Annotated in this window: 15 protein-coding genes; 7 read left to right on the top strand and 8 right to left on the bottom strand. The window is 59.8% G+C overall.

What is annotated here, in order from left to right:
• Positions 1–34: 34 nt before the first annotated feature.
• The 5 genes from FYK55_RS10045 to FYK55_RS10025 all read right to left on the bottom strand — a co-directional run bounded on the left by FYK55_RS10045 (position 35) and on the right by FYK55_RS10025 (position 6,884).
• The gene (locus tag FYK55_RS10045) at positions 35–367 is read right to left on the bottom strand and encodes a hypothetical protein (RefSeq protein WP_150076251.1); all 333 of its coding nucleotides are present in this window, start codon (positions 365–367) and stop codon (positions 35–37) included.
• 302 nt (positions 368–669) lie between these two features.
• A complete protein-coding gene (locus FYK55_RS10040) occupies positions 670–2,199 on the bottom strand; it encodes a sulfatase family protein (protein WP_150076250.1) in 1,530 nt (509 codons plus the stop codon).
• Positions 2,200–2,344: 145 nt separating this feature from the next.
• A complete protein-coding gene (locus tag FYK55_RS10035; RefSeq protein ID WP_150076249.1) occupies positions 2,345–3,685 on the bottom strand; it encodes a DUF1552 domain-containing protein in 1,341 nt (446 codons plus the stop codon).
• 9 nt (positions 3,686–3,694) lie between these two features.
• Positions 3,695–6,127: a DUF1592 domain-containing protein gene (locus tag FYK55_RS10030; protein WP_235908562.1), complete on the bottom strand. Its 2,433-nt coding sequence runs from the start codon at positions 6,125–6,127 to the stop codon at positions 3,695–3,697.
• Positions 6,128–6,446: 319 nt separating this feature from the next.
• Entirely contained in the window at positions 6,447–6,884 is a 438-nt protein-coding gene (locus FYK55_RS10025; RefSeq protein WP_150076247.1) for an acyl-CoA thioesterase, read from the bottom strand.
• Between the two features lie 123 nt (positions 6,885–7,007).
• On the opposite strand from FYK55_RS10025, the gene FYK55_RS10020 reads away from it, so the two are divergent.
• Together FYK55_RS10020 and FYK55_RS10015 are read left to right on the top strand one after the other, a co-directional pair.
• The gene (locus FYK55_RS10020; RefSeq protein ID WP_150076246.1) at positions 7,008–7,517 is read left to right on the top strand and encodes an acetolactate synthase; all 510 of its coding nucleotides are present in this window, start codon (positions 7,008–7,010) and stop codon (positions 7,515–7,517) included.
• An 82-nt stretch (positions 7,518–7,599) separates the two neighbouring features.
• Positions 7,600–7,896: a hypothetical protein gene (locus tag FYK55_RS10015; protein ID WP_150076245.1), complete on the top strand. Its 297-nt coding sequence runs from the start codon at positions 7,600–7,602 to the stop codon at positions 7,894–7,896.
• On the opposite strand, the gene csrA is transcribed toward FYK55_RS10015, so the two are convergent.
• Both csrA and fliW read right to left on the bottom strand, forming a co-directional pair.
• Entirely contained in the window at positions 7,848–8,072 is a 225-nt protein-coding gene (csrA, locus tag FYK55_RS10010) for a carbon storage regulator CsrA (RefSeq protein WP_150076244.1), read from the bottom strand. The two genes, FYK55_RS10015 and csrA, sit on opposite strands and share 49 nt — an antisense overlap.
• Positions 8,073–8,918: 846 nt before the next feature.
• Positions 8,919–9,413, bottom strand: coding sequence for a flagellar assembly protein FliW (gene fliW, locus FYK55_RS10005; protein WP_150076243.1), 495 nt, complete (start codon positions 9,411–9,413; stop codon positions 8,919–8,921).
• A gap of 111 nt (positions 9,414–9,524) precedes the next feature.
• On the opposite strand from fliW, the gene FYK55_RS10000 reads away from it, so the two are divergent.
• The 3 genes from FYK55_RS10000 (at position 9,525) to FYK55_RS09990 (ending at position 11,573) form a co-directional block, all read left to right on the top strand.
• Positions 9,525–10,154 (top strand): TerB family tellurite resistance protein, encoded by a 630-nt coding sequence (locus tag FYK55_RS10000; RefSeq protein ID WP_150076242.1) that lies wholly within the window; start codon positions 9,525–9,527, stop codon positions 10,152–10,154.
• Positions 10,154–11,089: a 50S ribosomal protein L11 methyltransferase gene (locus FYK55_RS09995; RefSeq protein WP_161604406.1), complete on the top strand. Its 936-nt coding sequence runs from the start codon at positions 10,154–10,156 to the stop codon at positions 11,087–11,089. The genes FYK55_RS10000 and FYK55_RS09995 overlap by 1 nt, the downstream gene beginning before the upstream one ends.
• Positions 11,090–11,237: 148 nt before the next feature.
• Complete coding sequence (locus FYK55_RS09990) at positions 11,238–11,573, top strand: hypothetical protein (RefSeq protein WP_150076240.1); 336 nt, start codon at positions 11,238–11,240, stop codon at positions 11,571–11,573.
• 104 nt (positions 11,574–11,677) lie between these two features.
• Here the strand turns inward: FYK55_RS09990 and FYK55_RS09985 are convergent, their stop codons facing one another.
• Positions 11,678–13,060 carry an ArsB/NhaD family transporter gene (locus tag FYK55_RS09985; protein WP_150076239.1) on the bottom strand — a complete coding sequence of 461 codons (1,383 nt, stop codon included), beginning with the start codon at positions 13,058–13,060 and terminating at the stop codon, positions 11,678–11,680.
• A gap of 216 nt (positions 13,061–13,276) precedes the next feature.
• Here FYK55_RS09985 and FYK55_RS09980 point away from each other — a divergent pair, with 216 nt between their 5' ends.
• Both FYK55_RS09980 and FYK55_RS09975 read left to right on the top strand, forming a co-directional pair.
• Positions 13,277–14,296, top strand: coding sequence for a nucleoside hydrolase (locus FYK55_RS09980; RefSeq protein WP_150076315.1), 1,020 nt, complete (start codon positions 13,277–13,279; stop codon positions 14,294–14,296).
• Between the two features lie 147 nt (positions 14,297–14,443).
• A complete protein-coding gene (locus tag FYK55_RS09975) occupies positions 14,444–15,481 on the top strand; it encodes a ferrochelatase (protein ID WP_150076238.1) in 1,038 nt (345 codons plus the stop codon).
• Positions 15,482–15,501: the final 20 nt, after the last annotated feature.

Here is a 15,501-nt window from a genome sequence, read left to right as displayed (position 1 = left end):
TGCGACGAGGTCTTTTGGACGTTTCAGGCCAGGCCTAGTGATGTCCGTGGTGGCCGTGATGTCCACCCTGATGAAAGTCGTAATGTCCCGGCACGTAATCGTAGTGGTTCCCGTGTCGGTAGACGGACGGCGGATGATAGTCGTAGTGGGGCCGATACGAGTGACGATAAGCACCACCGTACCGATAGGAGCGGTAGGTCCGCGGGTAATAGTTGTTGCCGATGGAAAACCCGCGGGAGTAGTACGGGTTTCCGAATCCCCCAATTCTCAAACTGAAGCCGCCAGCGTTGGCGTTTCGGTCACCAGTGACGAACACCAGGGCGAAGGCGAACAGGGGAATGGCAAGGTACTTGAGAAAGCGTTTCATGGGTTTGGTCCTTCCGAGTTGGAGGCGTCATGGATTGTTCCGTTGGGAGAGTGTCTGGTGCATCTCCCGCACGCTGCAAAGAGTTGCATCGGCCATGCCTCTTTTGGCGTTCGCCGCTTCAAGGATCCGTGAAAACCGCGTGAAACACGTGGGCAAAAAAATTTTGCAAGCTTTTCAGGACTTCCCCCCGGCCGATGCCGCCTGTGATCAGGGTGATGACGTTCGCGACATCATTTTGACGTACAGGCCGGCGGGACGAGGCTTCACCCGCCCGAGCGGAGTCCCGGCAGTTCGACGAGCCATCAGGGTTTTTTCAACAGGTGCTGTTGCGACGCGGGAACGCGATCGTAGCGAAGCTCACCGCCGATCAAACGCATCAGCTGGCGGCCCTGGCCGGGGGCGGGCGGGGCGAACAGGTAGTCCGATTCGGGATCGGGATAATCGGGAACTTCCGACGCGACCTTCTCGAACTGCTGTCGGAGACGCTTCACCACGTCGGGATTCTCATCCGCCACGTCCCTCTGTTCTCCCGGGTCGTGTTCCAAGTCAAACAGCATCATGGCTTTGGGATCCGCGCCCGAGATCAGACCCGGATGTTGGGTGGGTTGGGCTTGTTCGTAGGGAGCCAGAATGGTGACGCCATCGGGCGCCCGCGGATCAATCCAGGATGCAAGCTGGGCGTCGGTCAGCTGATGGAATCGTGGCGGACCGGGATTGCGAACGTGCAGCTTCCACTTTCCCGACCGGATCGTGGCCAGCTGCTTTCCCTGCATGGAAAAGATCGCTTCGTGGGGACTGGGGCTATTCTTCTGGCACAGCAGATTGGTGATGTCGCGTCCGTCGATGACTCGGTCCTGCGGCGGTTCCACTCCGACCAGTTTGCAGATAGTCGGTAGCAGATCGATGGTGCCGGCGATCTGGTCGCTTTCGATTCCGGCGGGGATCACCCCGGGTAGCCGGGCAATCATGGGGACGCGGATCCCGCCTTCCCACGTCCGACCCTTCATGCCCCGCAACCCACCGGTCGATCCGCCGTACCAGGGGCCGTTGTCGGAGGTGAAGATCACCAGCGTCTGTTCGTCCAAGGACAGTTGTTGCAGTTTGTCCAGGATCCTTCCGATGGACGCATCGAGTTCCGAGATGACATCCGCGTACAAATCGTCCCGTGTTTGCGGAGTGTAGTAGTTGTCACTCACCGCCAACGGTTTATGCGGCATCGCGTGCGGCAGGTACAGGAAGAAGGGTCGGTCGCGATTCCGCTGGATGAAGTCCAAAGCGCGATCGGTGTAGCGGTCAGTCAACGAAGCCTGAACGACCGGGTATTCGACGACCGACTCGTTTTCCACCAACTGCACCGGGTACATGTCGTTGGAGTACAGGATGCCGTAATACTCATCAAAGCCCTGCGTGCGAGGCAGCCATTTCGGTCGGTGTCCCAAGTGCCATTTGCCGTAGGCGGCGGTTGCATATCCGTTCGGACGAAGCAGTTCCGCCAACGTGACCTCCTCCTGCGGGAGACCGAAATTGGACGCACCCGAATCGGGTGAAGGGTTGCGGACGACGCTGTGCCGAAACGGATACCGACCGGTCAAGATCGTGCCGCGCGACGGGGCACAGTACGGCGTGGGGACGTAGAAGCTGGTCAGTTTGGCGCCTTCGGCGGCCATCCGATCCAGTCGGGGCGTCTTGAATGGCCCTTCCGGATGGAAGCACGCCACGTCCCCGTATCCCAGGTCATCGGCAAAGATCAGGATCACATTGATCGGGCGTGCGGCGTCAGCCAGGGAGGCGAACCAGAGCGACGCGACAAGGCACAACAGGGAGGGCTTCATGGGGAGTCTCGCGGTGTCGGGAGGGTGCCGGCAAGTCCGCGATTGTAGAGGCTGGGACCGGCAGGCGGTGACGACCACGCGGTCTTCGTCACGCGCGAAGACGGATGGACCAGGTATCCGCAAATCTGCGCTGTCGCCCGCCGATTCAGGCCAGCTTGTCCAGCCGTCCAGAGCTGTCGCCGATCGATTCGGCAGGAGTCCCCATCAAGTCCAACATGCTCAGGAACAGGTTCGCCATGGGGCATTCATCCCCGGCGTCGATGAATCGTCCGGTCTCGATTTGGCCGCTGGCACTCCCGGCAAGCACGATGGGCAGATCTTCGTGCCGGTGACGGTTTCCGTCACTGATCCCGCTGCCATAGAGGACCATCGATTGATCCAGCAAAGAACCGCCGGCGTCTTCGGTCGCGTCCAGCTTTTGCAGGAAATACGAAAACTGTTCCACCAAGTAGCGGTCGATTTTTTGCAGGTTGCCGACCAGTTCGGGTTTGTCACGGTGGTGACTCATCCCGTGGTGGCTGTCCTTGATTCCAATCTCGGTGTAGCGTCGGTTGCCGCCGGCGTTGTCAAGCATCAGCGTGGCGACGCGGGTGGTGTCGGTTTGGAACCCGACGACCATCAGGTCAAACATCAATCGCGCGTGTTCGCGGAATGCCTCGACGCGGCCGTAGGGGACATCCAGGTCGGGCATCGCCGTGGCGTCTTCCTGTTCGATCCGTTCGATGCGGCTTTCAATTTCCCGAACGCCCGTGAAGTATTCGTCCATCTTGCGACGGTCATTCTTGCCAAGCTGTTTCATCAAGCGTTGGGCGTCGCCGCGGACCACATCCAGGATGCTTTGACGCGTTCGGTTGGTCTCACGTCGGGCCGCGGCGTTCTCGCCGCCGAACATCCGTTCGAAGGCCAGTCGCGGAACCGTTTCCTTGGGCATCGGCTGCGTTTCGTTTCGCCAGGAAATGTTGCTGCTGTAGGCGCAGCTGTATCCGGAATCGCAACTGCCCGCGTTGCGGCTTCCCAGCAGTCCCAGCTCGATCGACGGCAGACGGGTCTGGCCGGCCAATTGCGAAGCCGCAACCTGGTCGACCGACACCCCCAAGCGAATGTTGCTGCTGGTCTTCAGCGGTCGTGCGGCGGTCAGGAACGTGGCGCCGCAGCGGGCGTGGTCACCCGCGCCGTCTTTGTAACCGCGACCGTTGTCCAGCGTCAGGTTTGAGATCACGTTGACCTTTTCCTTGACCGGTGACAACGGCTGAAGCGTTTCGGAGAGTTGCCAATCGCGTTCGCTGCCGGTCGGTCTCCATTTGGGCACGATCACGCCGTTGGGCACGAAGACGCACGCCATTCGGACCGGTCGTTTGACCGCGTCAGCCGATGCGAAGGCACTTCGGGCCATGGGAGTCATGGCTTCCAGCAGGGGCAAACCGAGAGCAGCGGAAACGCCACGCAGGATCGTTCGTCGGTCGAGCGTCAAGTCGTTCAGATTCATCGTTCGTTCCTACGGGGTGGTGATGGTTTGAAGTCGAAATTGGCGACAGGTGGCGATGTCGCTGACGATGTCCGCCAGGCGATATTCGTTTTGTTTGCCCTTGGCGACGATTTCATCGACGGTGCAGCGGTCGTCGGGGGTCAACTCTCGCCCCAACGCAAACGTCAACATCCGTTTGACCAACGTCCTGGCCAACGCGTCGGTTTCGGTTTCGCCGAGCATCTTGCCCAGCTCGGCGCCGCCATTGAAGGAGCGTCCGTCGGGCAACGCCCCACTGGCGTCGATCGGCTTGCCGGCGTCCTTGGTGCGGAACATTCCCACCGCGTCGAAGTCGTCCAGGCCGAAACCGAGTTGGTCCATGACCCGGTGACAAGAGGCGCAGGTCGACGATTGGCGGTGCAGTTCCAGTTGTTCCCGCAGCGTCGCGTTGTCATCGGCCGCCGCGGTTTCGTCCAGATCGGGAACACCGGCCGGAGGATCCGGCGGTTTGATCCCCAGCACGTTTTCCAGAATCCATTTGCCACGCAAAACGGGACTCGTTCGCGTCGGCGTGCTGGTCAACGTCAAGATGCTGGCGTGGGCCAACAGCCCGCGACGAGGCGTCGTGCTGAGAGAGACCTTTTCAAAGCCTTCTCCCTGATAATTGACACCGTAGTGCTCGGCCAGTCGCTGGTCGAGAAATGAATAATCGGCCGTCAAGAATTCGCTGACCGGCAAATTGTTTCGCAACACGTGCAGGAAAAACGTTCGCGTTTCGCGGGCCATCGATGATTTCAATTCGTCATCAAAGGACGGGAAACGTTCTTGATCCGCCTCGTGTTGAGTCAGGTTGCGGAGCCCCAGCCACTGCGAAGCAAACTCGCTAGCCAATGCGTCGGCTTTCGGATCCTTAAGCATCCGATCGACCTGTCGCCCCAATTGTTCGACGGAGAGCTGATCATCATCGGCAAGTTTCAGCAGCGTTTCGTCGGGCGTGCTGCTCCACAGAAAGTAAGACAGACGTGTCGCAAGTTGGTGGGGCGTCAGGGGGACGTCACCAAACTCGTTCGGCTCGGTGTCCGACGGTGGTGTTTCAACACGAAACAGAAACCGGGGGCTGACCAGCAACGCGGAGACCGCGATCTGCATCCCACGATGAAACGATTTGCCTTCTTTGGTCGCTTGCTGGACCAACGCGGCGTAGGGTTCCACGTCCTGGTCGCTGACCGGACTGCGGAAGACGCGACGCATCAGCGGCGTCAGGTTCTTGGCTGCGGTTTCGGCAACCTCCTGGTAGCGGTCGTCGCGCCGCGGCGGTGTGTGCGGGCAGATCTGGAATTGGGCAGGCGGGTAAGCGGAAGCCGGGTGCTTGCGTGGGCCGCTGACTTGCAGCGAACGAAACATGTAGGGGTGATCTTGCCAGCGGATTTGGTCGTCCGGCTTGTTGACTTTACCCAGACCCGCTTTGGTCTCTTTGACGATTTCGTCGGTCAACGCGTCCAACTGCTGGAACTTCGTCTCACCGACTTTCAGATCCGCTTCGGCGTCGGTGGGGACGAAGTACAAGCGGTGCGATCCCTGGGTCAATTCAATCGTTTCGCGGCAGGAGTCGGAACTGCCACCGCCGCCGTAATAGTCAAGCTGATCAAAAGCCTTCAGCACACCTTGTGCGTCGTAGATCGCGACGTGCATCGGAGGTTGTTCTTTCGATGTCGTTCCGCCGCGGACCGAAATCCGATACTCGCCTTCGTAGGGGACATCCAGGTCCAACCACGCGAATTCTTCCGGTGCCAGGAAACGACCGCCGAATCGCCCGATTGCGGGCTTGCCGAAGATCGGCAGTTGGTCACCGGGCACGTCCCGAGACAGCTCGGGCAAATCGTCCGGATCGACCAGCACTTGCCGGGACACCGTTTCGGCGGCGTCGATGTACTTTTCAATCAGCATCGGGCTCATCGACAACACGTCGCCGTTGTTATCAAACCCGGCACCGACTTCGTCCGACGGGAAAGCGTCGGCCGGACGCAGGTCCAAGCCAAACAGGTCGCGGATCGAGTGGTTGTATTCGGCCCGGTTGAGTCGTCGCACCGTCACTTTGCCAGCTTTCGGGCGGGCATCGCAGGTCGACGTGTAGAGCGTGGCTTCCAACGCCGAAACCAGCTGCTTGCGCTCGTCGATCTCGGGGGTGTCGTAGTCCGCCGGCGGCATCGCCCCGAACTGCACCATTTCCAGAACCCGCTGCACCTCCGCGGCACTCAAATTGTCCAGCGTCTCAAACGGGCTGAGGTCCAGTCCGCCTTCCTGGAAATCTTTGTTGTGGCAGTCCACGCAGTAGGCTTGCATCAGCGGCAAACCCGTCTGCTGCCATGTTGCCAACGCCGTGTGATCTTCCTGTGCCGTCGAATCGGCAGATTGCGTTTCCGTGTCTTCGGCAAAGAGCATGTACTGAGGGCCAATCAGCACGATCCACGCGACCATCGGCGCACAGCACCATCCGGGACGGAGCTGGTTCAGGCGACACCACGGGCGCGTGATGCAACGAAGAATCGCGAGCGCGGATTCGGACACAGATGTACCGAGGGTGGCGGGTTGTGGGGTGGGGCTGGACGGTTCTAGGGAGGGGGTGGCGAGCTTGTCGCGACCGTCCGGCGTCTGGTGGGACGCAGTCTATTGTAGGAATTCCCGCAGCATATGCCAGGGAAATCTGGCTATCGCGGGCAGATGGCAACGGGCCGTGGCCGATTTGGCCGCTGGGCAGGGTGAAATCCAGCTCGGGCCGAAATCAAGTCGGTTTTTGGTGGTCCCTGGGCCAAGCCAGCCGGGCGTAATCGAGAAATTTTTGAGGCAGTTTCTTCGGCCGACCGTCGCGTCCGACGCTGGCGATCGTGGATTCGGCGCTGGCGATCAGCAGTTGGTCGCGAAACACTTCGTACCGATGACGCAGGCGGACTTTGCGGATCTCGGTCAGTTCGACTTCGAGCCGGAGCCAGTCATCAAACTCCGCGGCGGCGAAATACCGGACATTCATTTCTGTCACGACCAGCAAACACCCCGAATCTTCGATGTCCTTGTACTGAACGCCGCCGGCCCGCAGCATTTCCACGCGGGCGTCTTCGAAGTAGTTCAGGTAATTGGAGTGATGGACCCTGCGTTGCCCGTCGGTCTGGTGGTAGGCAACGCGAAATTCGTGGGTGTAGAACCGAAGCGAATCGTGGGTCATGTCTCGCGCGGGTGGGTTGCGGGGGTGTTGAATTGACCATCTTCGGCTGAAAAGCGTACACTTCCTAGCCGGGAATGCATCGATCCACCCGCATTTCCGGGCCGCAACGACGACGAGGCTGCGATGGAATCTGACGAAGGGACGGGAGCAGGAACGAAATTCCAGACGATGCGTGGGCGTAACTTCCCCGCTCTTCGGCAATTCACGATCTTTTTGGAAAACCGCGTTGGGCAACTTTTGGAAGTGGTCCGGCGGTTTGAAGGAACCGGGATCCGCATCTGCGCGCTGTCGATCAATGATGCCGCCGAGTGCGCGTTTGTCCGATTCTTGGTCAACGATGCCGAACGGGGACGCGAGATTTTGGAACGCAGCGGGCTGGCGTTGATCGAGACCGATCTGATTGGTGTGCAACTGCCCGAAGGACCACAGCCGCTGCTGCGGGTCTGCACGGCACTCCTCCAGGCGGAGCTGAATATCATCCAGACCTATCCGCTGATCGTCCGGCCGCTGGGGAAACCCGCGGTGGCGATCATGGTGGAGAACATCGAGATGGCGATGGAGACCCTGGTCGAAAAAGGTTTCACGATCATCACCGAGGGCGACTTGGACGACAATCCGACCATCGACCAGTGATCGAAACCGATCTGGGTCAGCGGAGCGATTGACGTCCGTCCGATGTGCGGGTGGCGCACCGAGGGCGCGACGGATGGACGCGGTGCCCGCTATCCGCCAGCGCATGCCGGGAGACGTCCGATCAGCCGTGCAGACGGCGCGACGTTACCGGATCGGTAACTCACAGGTCGGGACCGCGCAGGCATTGATTGCCGGCGGGGTGCCGCTTGTGGTCCATCCGGTTGCCGTCAAACCGCTGGTCATCGAACCGTCGCAGTTGGAACAGTCTGCTTGGGAATCGGAGTTTGCTGACGCATCGGTGGTCGGCATCCGGCCAAGCCCGCCGACCGGCTACTCGCGCGGCGGCTTGACGTCCTTGGTCGCAGCGCCGTTGGTTTGAGAGGCTCGGCGGTTTTCGCGCTGAATGGCTTCGTAAACCTCTTGGCGGTGGACCGGGATCGATTGGGGGGCATCAATGCCTAAACGAACTTTATCGCCACGGATGTCGACGATCGTGACCACGACGTCGTCGCCGATCATGATGCTTTCGTCGCGGTGTCGGGATAGGACCAGCATGTTGGCCTCGACGTCAGTAAATTGAAAGGAATTGGGAGAGATTGAATCCACGTCGGTGGCCCGACCATCTCGCGACAAATTGTCCAACGAGCGATTGCCTGGCGACCCTCAAGCGAGGGCATGCCACACAATTGGGAAGCATGGTCGGGACGGGGCGACGTCATCGCGTCATTGCGGTAACGGTCGCCTGACAGCCTGTTCATCGACCGGGGGGGCAAATCATTTGATATCAATCTGCGGAAGTCGGCGCATGTCGATCGTGCCGGTTCCTCGCGAGGGCGGGGTTGCACGGACCGTCCCAATTTGGAGGTGGTATTCTGCACACCGTCGGGACCGCTATCGCGACTGAGCGGGCACGAGGTCGGGGCGGACGACCAAGCCCTCTCTATCCAGTCGCAAGCCACGACGCGGCCGGTGCCAGACGTCGGAAATCCGGGCACCGGCAAGTGCCAGACAAAGCCAGGACGCCGAACCGCACCATGACGAGCCCAGCACCGCGGACGGGGACAGAGCACCGCGGACGGAGCACCGCAACGGGGACAGAGCACCGCGGGCGGGGACAGAGCACCGCAACGGGGACAGAGCACCGCAACGGGGACGAGAGCACTGCGACGGGGACAGGGCACTGCGACGGGGACAGAGCACTGCGACGGGGACAGAGCACTGCGACGGGGACAGAGCACTGCGACGGGGACAGAGCACTGCAATGGGGACAGAGCACCGCAACGGGGACAGAGCACTGCGACGGGGACAGAGCACTGCGACGGGGACAGAGCACTGAGACGGGGAGAGCACTGCAACGGGGACAGAGCACCGCGAGGGGGGACAGAGCCCGGGTGCGGTGAATCAGGCCGCGCGGCGAATGGGCGGCTGCGAAGCCGACAGGATCGAGGTCGGGACGGCGGCCGGTCGTGCCGGCTTGGCGGTCAGCGAACGGAGGGGGTGCCGGACCGGATGATCATTTTCCGTGATCACCTGGCACCCCAGTCGCCGGTTCAGGTTCAGCACGATGGGCGACCGCAGATTCGTGGTCAGTTGCCCCGAGTGTCCGGCGATGGTCGTCAGCACATATAACTCGGCACCCGGTTTGAGGTGCAGTGCGGCAAGTTCACGCTGGGACACCTGGACGCGGTATCCTTCAAAGAATGCCCGTGGACTGATCAACGGCAGGGCGCGGTCGCCGCGTGAGGCACTTTGCAGCCAGGCGACACTGGCGTTATCCGGATCCGGCAACAGTGCCCAGGCACGCAGGGTTTCCATCCCGACCAAACCGCCCGGGAACAGGAACAGTTGATCTTGATCGAGGGTTATGGTGCCAAAACGCTGAGTGTCGATCCGCATCACAATGGCTCGGTCGCGCAAGGAAACTGGATGTGCCTACATACTCGGTATCGGCGTTACGGGTGTTGAAATCGACAAAATCGGACAAGAACCAGGGCGTGAAATCGAAAGATGATTCTGATCGGCACCATGAACCTGACGCGGACACGCGACACGGGGCAGTTCTATTGTCCCACCTGCGGCGAAATGCAGGACTACCGCCTGCGGTCGCGGCGTCCTTTTTTGACGCTGTATTTCATTCCGGTGGTGCCGGTTGGCGCCGCCGAAATGTTTGTCGACTGTCGCGGCTGCCGCGACAAATGGGACGTTTCCGTTCTGGAGATGAACCAACAGCAGCATGAGCAGGTTCAGCTGGAGCAGTTTCACGACGAAGCGTTTCGCGCGACCTTGCTTGTGGTCCTTGCCGACGGGACAATCAGTGAACGCGAAATCGATGCCTTGCAATCGATCTCCGGTCACCTGTTCGGGCGCAGAATCGATCGGGAAGAACTTGGTGAGATGTGTTCGATTGCGCAACAGAATCGGATTCGAGCAAAGAACTATGTGCTGACCGTGTCTCGCCGTTGGAACACTGCTCAAAGACGGACGGCGCTGCAGGCGATGTTTCTGGCGGCAACCGCTGAGGGAACGATGGGGCAACATCAGACGCGATTGATGACCGAGATGCGCGACATCTTGGAAATGACCGATCGCGAGTACCAGGACGCCATCGATGCGGCACTGGAATGGGAGAACCTGTGATGTCGAGCACACTTCCGAACACGCCCAACACGTCTTCGCCTGCTGCGTTGCATTTCAATCGCGGTTCTTTCGCCACGTCAGCGGTTGTGTCTCGAAGCAAGTGGGTAAGGCCGCGGCGCTTCGGTTGGCTGTGGGTGTGGTTGCTGCTGGTTCTTCCCGGCTGTTACTCCGCCAGTCGTTCCGATCTGGATTACTCCTACGAGGTGTATCAGACGATTCAGATTCCTGAACTGAGCGATCAGGAGCTGCTGCAATTCAAAAGTGTGTTCTGGGAACCCGACGATACGGCTTCGTTGCGAAAAATGGTCACCGGCGATCACATCGCCGATGGCCGAACCGTCATGGAAATTGGTACGGGGATGGGATTGGTGTCGCTGGCTTGTCTGGCCGGCGGTGCCACGAAAGTGGTCGCGACGGACATCAACCCGGCCGCCGTTGCCAACGCCAAGTACAACGCGGCGATGCTGGATCTGGACACGGACTTTGAAGTGCGTCTGGTCCGGCCCGAGCAACCGGGCGCGTTTTCGGTGATCCGCGACGACGAGCGATTCGATCTGATTGTCAGCAACCCACCCTGGGAAGATGGGACGGTCGATCAACCGGCCGACCATGCGTTTTACGATCCTGGATTTGCCCTTATGGATTCTCTTTTGGCCGGATTGCCGAAGCATCTCAATCCCGGTGGTCGATGTTTGTTAGCATACGGTCATAAACCTGCCATCACGCGTTTACTTTCGAAGGCTGAGAGCTTGGGTTATCAGGTGAAAGTTCTGGATGATCGAAAGCTCGATGATCTGCCGAACGACTTTTTGCCTGGCATGCTCGTCGAAGTCCGCTTGGGGCGTGGTCAGATTCCCAAAGTGGATTCCGGTCAGGCCCTGGAGAAGTCATCGGATCCCTCGGCGGCTGATTCGCAGCCGAACGACGGCGACTGAACCGGATGACAAAAAACTTGCGGATGGCACCGCGGCGCCATTACGATGTCACTAGCGGCCAAGCGCGAGTCTTGCTGCTTTTCTTTTCTTAGGAAGGCTCGTTTTCGAGCAACCGCTTTCTTCGAACGCTTTGCGAGTCACAATCGCTATGATTCACTACACCTGTGATCGTTGCAAACGCACCATCGATCCGGAGACGGAAACGAGGTACGTCGTTGAGATTGAGGTTCGTGCCGTGACCGTGGAAACACCGGCGACGCAAACGAGCGACGAACTGGATCAATTGGCTGAGTTGCATGATCAACTGCAGCGGGAACTGAATGCCGATCTGGAAGGGATTGACGAAGAATTGGATTTGAACTTCGACGGTCGTGATGGCGACGGGCCGGAATCTTTCGACTTGTGTCCGCAGTGCCACGAAGTCTTTTCAAGCAACCCGCTGGGCCGCGAGATTGCCGTCGGTTACGGGTTCAGCAACAACTGATTCGGTCAACGGGTCCGGTGCCGTTTGAGGGGTTCCGGTCGAAGACCAGTGCTTGCGAAAAACCAGCGCTTACCGAAGCCCAGTGCCCTACCAATGCCGGCGTCTCACGGCAGGTTTGGCATCCAACCGGCTTCGTAGTAAGCGAGCACGTAGAGAATCGCGCCGGCCACTTGCACGATCATGATTGTTCCTCCGATTTTTAGGAACGTTCCCCAGCCGACGTGCACGCCGACTTCCTTCTTCAATGCGTAGATGGCAATCACGCAGGAGATCGAACCGATCGGGGTCCCGTTGCCGCCCAGGTTGCAACAAATAATCAGGCTCCACCACAACGGTTCGATCGGGACCGCATCGCTTCCGGCAATGTCGTTGACGATCGGAATCAACGTCGCGGCGACCGGGATGTTGTCGACGATGCTGCTGGCGACCGCGGAGAAGGTCCCCAACAACGGGATCAGCAGAGTCAGTTCATTGCCCGAAAGCTCCACGACCTGTTCGGCTACCCAAGCCAACGCTCCGCTTTGCTTGACGCATCCGATGATGATGAACAGTCCCATGAAGAACAGGATCACGGTCCAGTTCACTTTGGCGATCGCATCCTCGACGCCTTTGCCGGCAAACAGCAGGGCAGCCGTCGCCCCGGTCATCGCGATGAAGTCCATCCCGACACCCATCTGCTGCGCGAACACGAAACCGATCACCGTCAGCATGAGGATCGCACCGCTGCGCATCAACACGCGGTTGTCTTCGACCATTGCCCACGGATCAAACGTTTCGATCTGAGCCTTCAATGCCGCCTGTTGCTCGGCGGTCTGTTTCCAGGGCAAGTCGTTGCGAAAAAAGAAACGCAACGCGGCAACGGCCACCAGCAGGCTGATCACCGCGCAGGGCAAGCTGACTTGCAGGAATTGGGAGTAAGGGATTCCGGCGGCGGTTCCGATCATGATGTTCGGAAGTCCGCTGGCGAATGTGGCAATCGCGCCGCTGTTTGCGCAGATCGCCACCGTCAACAGGAAGGGAGTCGGCTTGTATCCCAGCGATCGGCAAATCACCAGCACCAGCGAAGAAAGAATCAGCATCGCCGGCACGATGGTCAGGACGGCGACGAACAGAAACGTCACCACGCACAACGTCAGGAAAAGTTTAGATGCCGATCCGCCGGTCAGGCGGACCACCCACATCGAGAGGAAATGGAAAAGACCGCTGCGACCGACCACGTCCACCAGGATCCCGGTCCCGATGATGACGCCAAAGATGTTGAGGTCTTCTTTCAGGAATTCGTACACGCGGCCGTAGGGAAACAGACCGAGTAGCAAGCTGAGCGCGACCAGAACCGCGGCGCCGCAAAGTGCGGCCACCGTCTTGTGGAATCGTTCAATCGCCACTCCCACGTACGTCACCACCATCAACGCCGCGAACAGTAACATCACCGCCGGCGAAGCGGGTTCGATCGGCGCCGCGTCGATGGAACTGGCAAGGCACAGCATCACGAGACCTTTGGCTACGGGAAACAAGTCGAGTGCGTTACCGTACCATTGATCGGTCCGGACTGACTAGCTGTGGCCGCAGGGCGGCCATCAATTCCGATGCCCGCGAAACATGATCACCGCGGTCGGCAAATCTGTCGCTGTCTGTTGCCGCCCGACGCTGAGCCGGATTCCTGAGTCGACTACACTTGTGGGGAAACAGGATTTCGTTCGGTGATGAAGGTGATGTCGATGCGTTGGTTGACGGCTTTGGTTCTGATCGGTTGTGTCGCGGTTGCCGGGCAGGCGAAGGCCCAGGCGGATGCGCCGGTCAAGGTGATCTTTGACACCGACATGGCAAGTGATTGTGATGACGCGGGGGCCCTGGCGGTGCTGCACGCGCTGGCAGATGCCGGTGAAGCCGAAATCTTGGCGGTCGTCACTAATCGCAAGTGTCCCGCGGGTGTCTCCGGCGGAGTCTGTGACGTCATCAACACCTTCTATGGCCGGGCAGATTTGCCTATCGGGACCGATAAAGACGGCGCGAAGGTCTCCTGGAACCGGCCAAGCAGCTACACCCGCGCGTTGTATGACGAGTTCCCGCACGATAGTCCGATCGATGAGCAGCTGCCCGATGCGTTGCAGGTCTATCGGCAGACGCTGGCAGCGGCCGAGGACGGATCGGTCGTGATCTGCAGCGTGGGGGCGCTCAGCAACCTGGAAGACTTGTTGGAATCACACGCCGATGAAAGCAGCTCGCTGACGGGCCGCGAGCTGATCAGCCAAAAAGTCAGTCGCACGGTGATCATGGGGGGCCATTTTCCTCGGTCGCCCAAACCGGAAACCAACATTCTTTTGGATCCGCCGGCCGCCGTCGCCGTTGCCCATGGTTGGCCCGGAGAAATCCTGTGGCAGGGATTTGAAGTCGGCGCCGCCTTGCAGTGCGGGGCGACTTTGAAAACGGTGGAATCGAACCATCCGGTTCGTCGCGCTTTTGAACTGCGTCCGTATCGGGAGGGGCGAGCGATCGATCACGGCAAGCCGGCACATGATCAGGCGGCCGTGTTGCTGGCGGTCCGCGGCGCCGATTCGCAGTATTGGAAGCTTAGCGAGCCCGGACGCGTTGTGGTGGATTCCGATGGGCACACGCAATGGATGCCGGATTCCAAGAAAGAACACCGCTTTGCATCGATTCGTGGTGGACCCGAGAAGCTGGAAGCCCTGATTGATTCCCTGATGACAACGCGGAGCCGATAGAGTGATCGATCCTGTCGTGGTCGCGGCGGCAGGCAGCGAACCAACCAGTGTTTTGCAACAACCCGCTTCCGTCCGATTTGACCATCGCGGAAACTATCCAACCCACACTCGCCTTCATCTCCACTCCACCAATCACCCCCCGCGTCCATGACCGATTCGGAACTCTCTTACGATTCCTTCTTGCTGGTTTCCTTTGGCGGTCCCGAAGGACCCGACGACGTGATGCCCTTTCTGGAGAACGTGCTTCGCGGAAAAAATGTTCCCCGCGAACGGATGCTGGAGGTCGCCGAGCACTACCAGCAGTTCGGCGGCGTCAGTCCGATCAATCAGCAGAACCGCGAATTGCTGGAAGCTCTGCGATTGGACTTTCAGGCCAATCAGATTGAGCTGCCGATCTACTGGGGGAATCGCAACTGGCACCCGTTGTTGACCGAGACGCTGCAGCAAATGAAAGCGGACGGTTGCCGCCGGTCCCTGGCATTCTTTACCAGCATGTTCAGTTGCTATAGCGGATGCCGACAATACCGCGAGAACATCGCCGCGGCCCAAGAAGAAGTCGGGAGTGGGGCTCCGGTGGTTGAAAAGTTAAGGATGGGGTTCAACCACCCGGACTTCATTGACACCATGTCCGGCCATGTTCGTTCCGCGATCGATCAATTGGATGCGTCGGCGGAGACCGTCACGGTGCTGTTCACGGCGCACAGCATCCCGATGTCGATGGCCGATCACTGCGACTACGTCAAACAGTTGCGCGAAGCCAGTCGGCTGGTGGCCGATTCCGTCGGTGTCTCGAACTGGGATTTGGTCTACCAGAGCCGCAGCGGACCTCCGCAACAACCTTGGCTGGAACCGGACGTGTGCGACACAATCGCTGCCATGGATGACGCCAATAAGCTTCAACAGTTGGTCATCGTTCCGATCGGGTTTGTGAGTGATCACATGGAGGTGATTTACGATTTGGATGACGAGGCCGCGAAGCTCTGTCGCGAACGCGGCATCGCGATGAGTCGAGCGGCGACACCCGGAACGAACGCTTCGTTCGTTGCAATGATTCGGAAGTTGGTTCAGGAACGGTTGGGGCAGCGATCGACGAAGGATTTCGTCGGCGATCTTGGTCCATGGCACGACGTCTGTCCGGCCGACTGTTGCCAGTACACGCCCCGTCGGCCCGCGGCGCGACCCTGAACTCGGAACAGGTCGGCGTC

Source organism: Roseiconus nitratireducens (assembly GCF_008629675.1).
Lineage (GTDB): Bacteria > Planctomycetota > Planctomycetia > Pirellulales > Pirellulaceae > Stieleria > Stieleria nitratireducens.
This window is presented reverse-complemented; position numbering and strand designations above follow the sequence as displayed.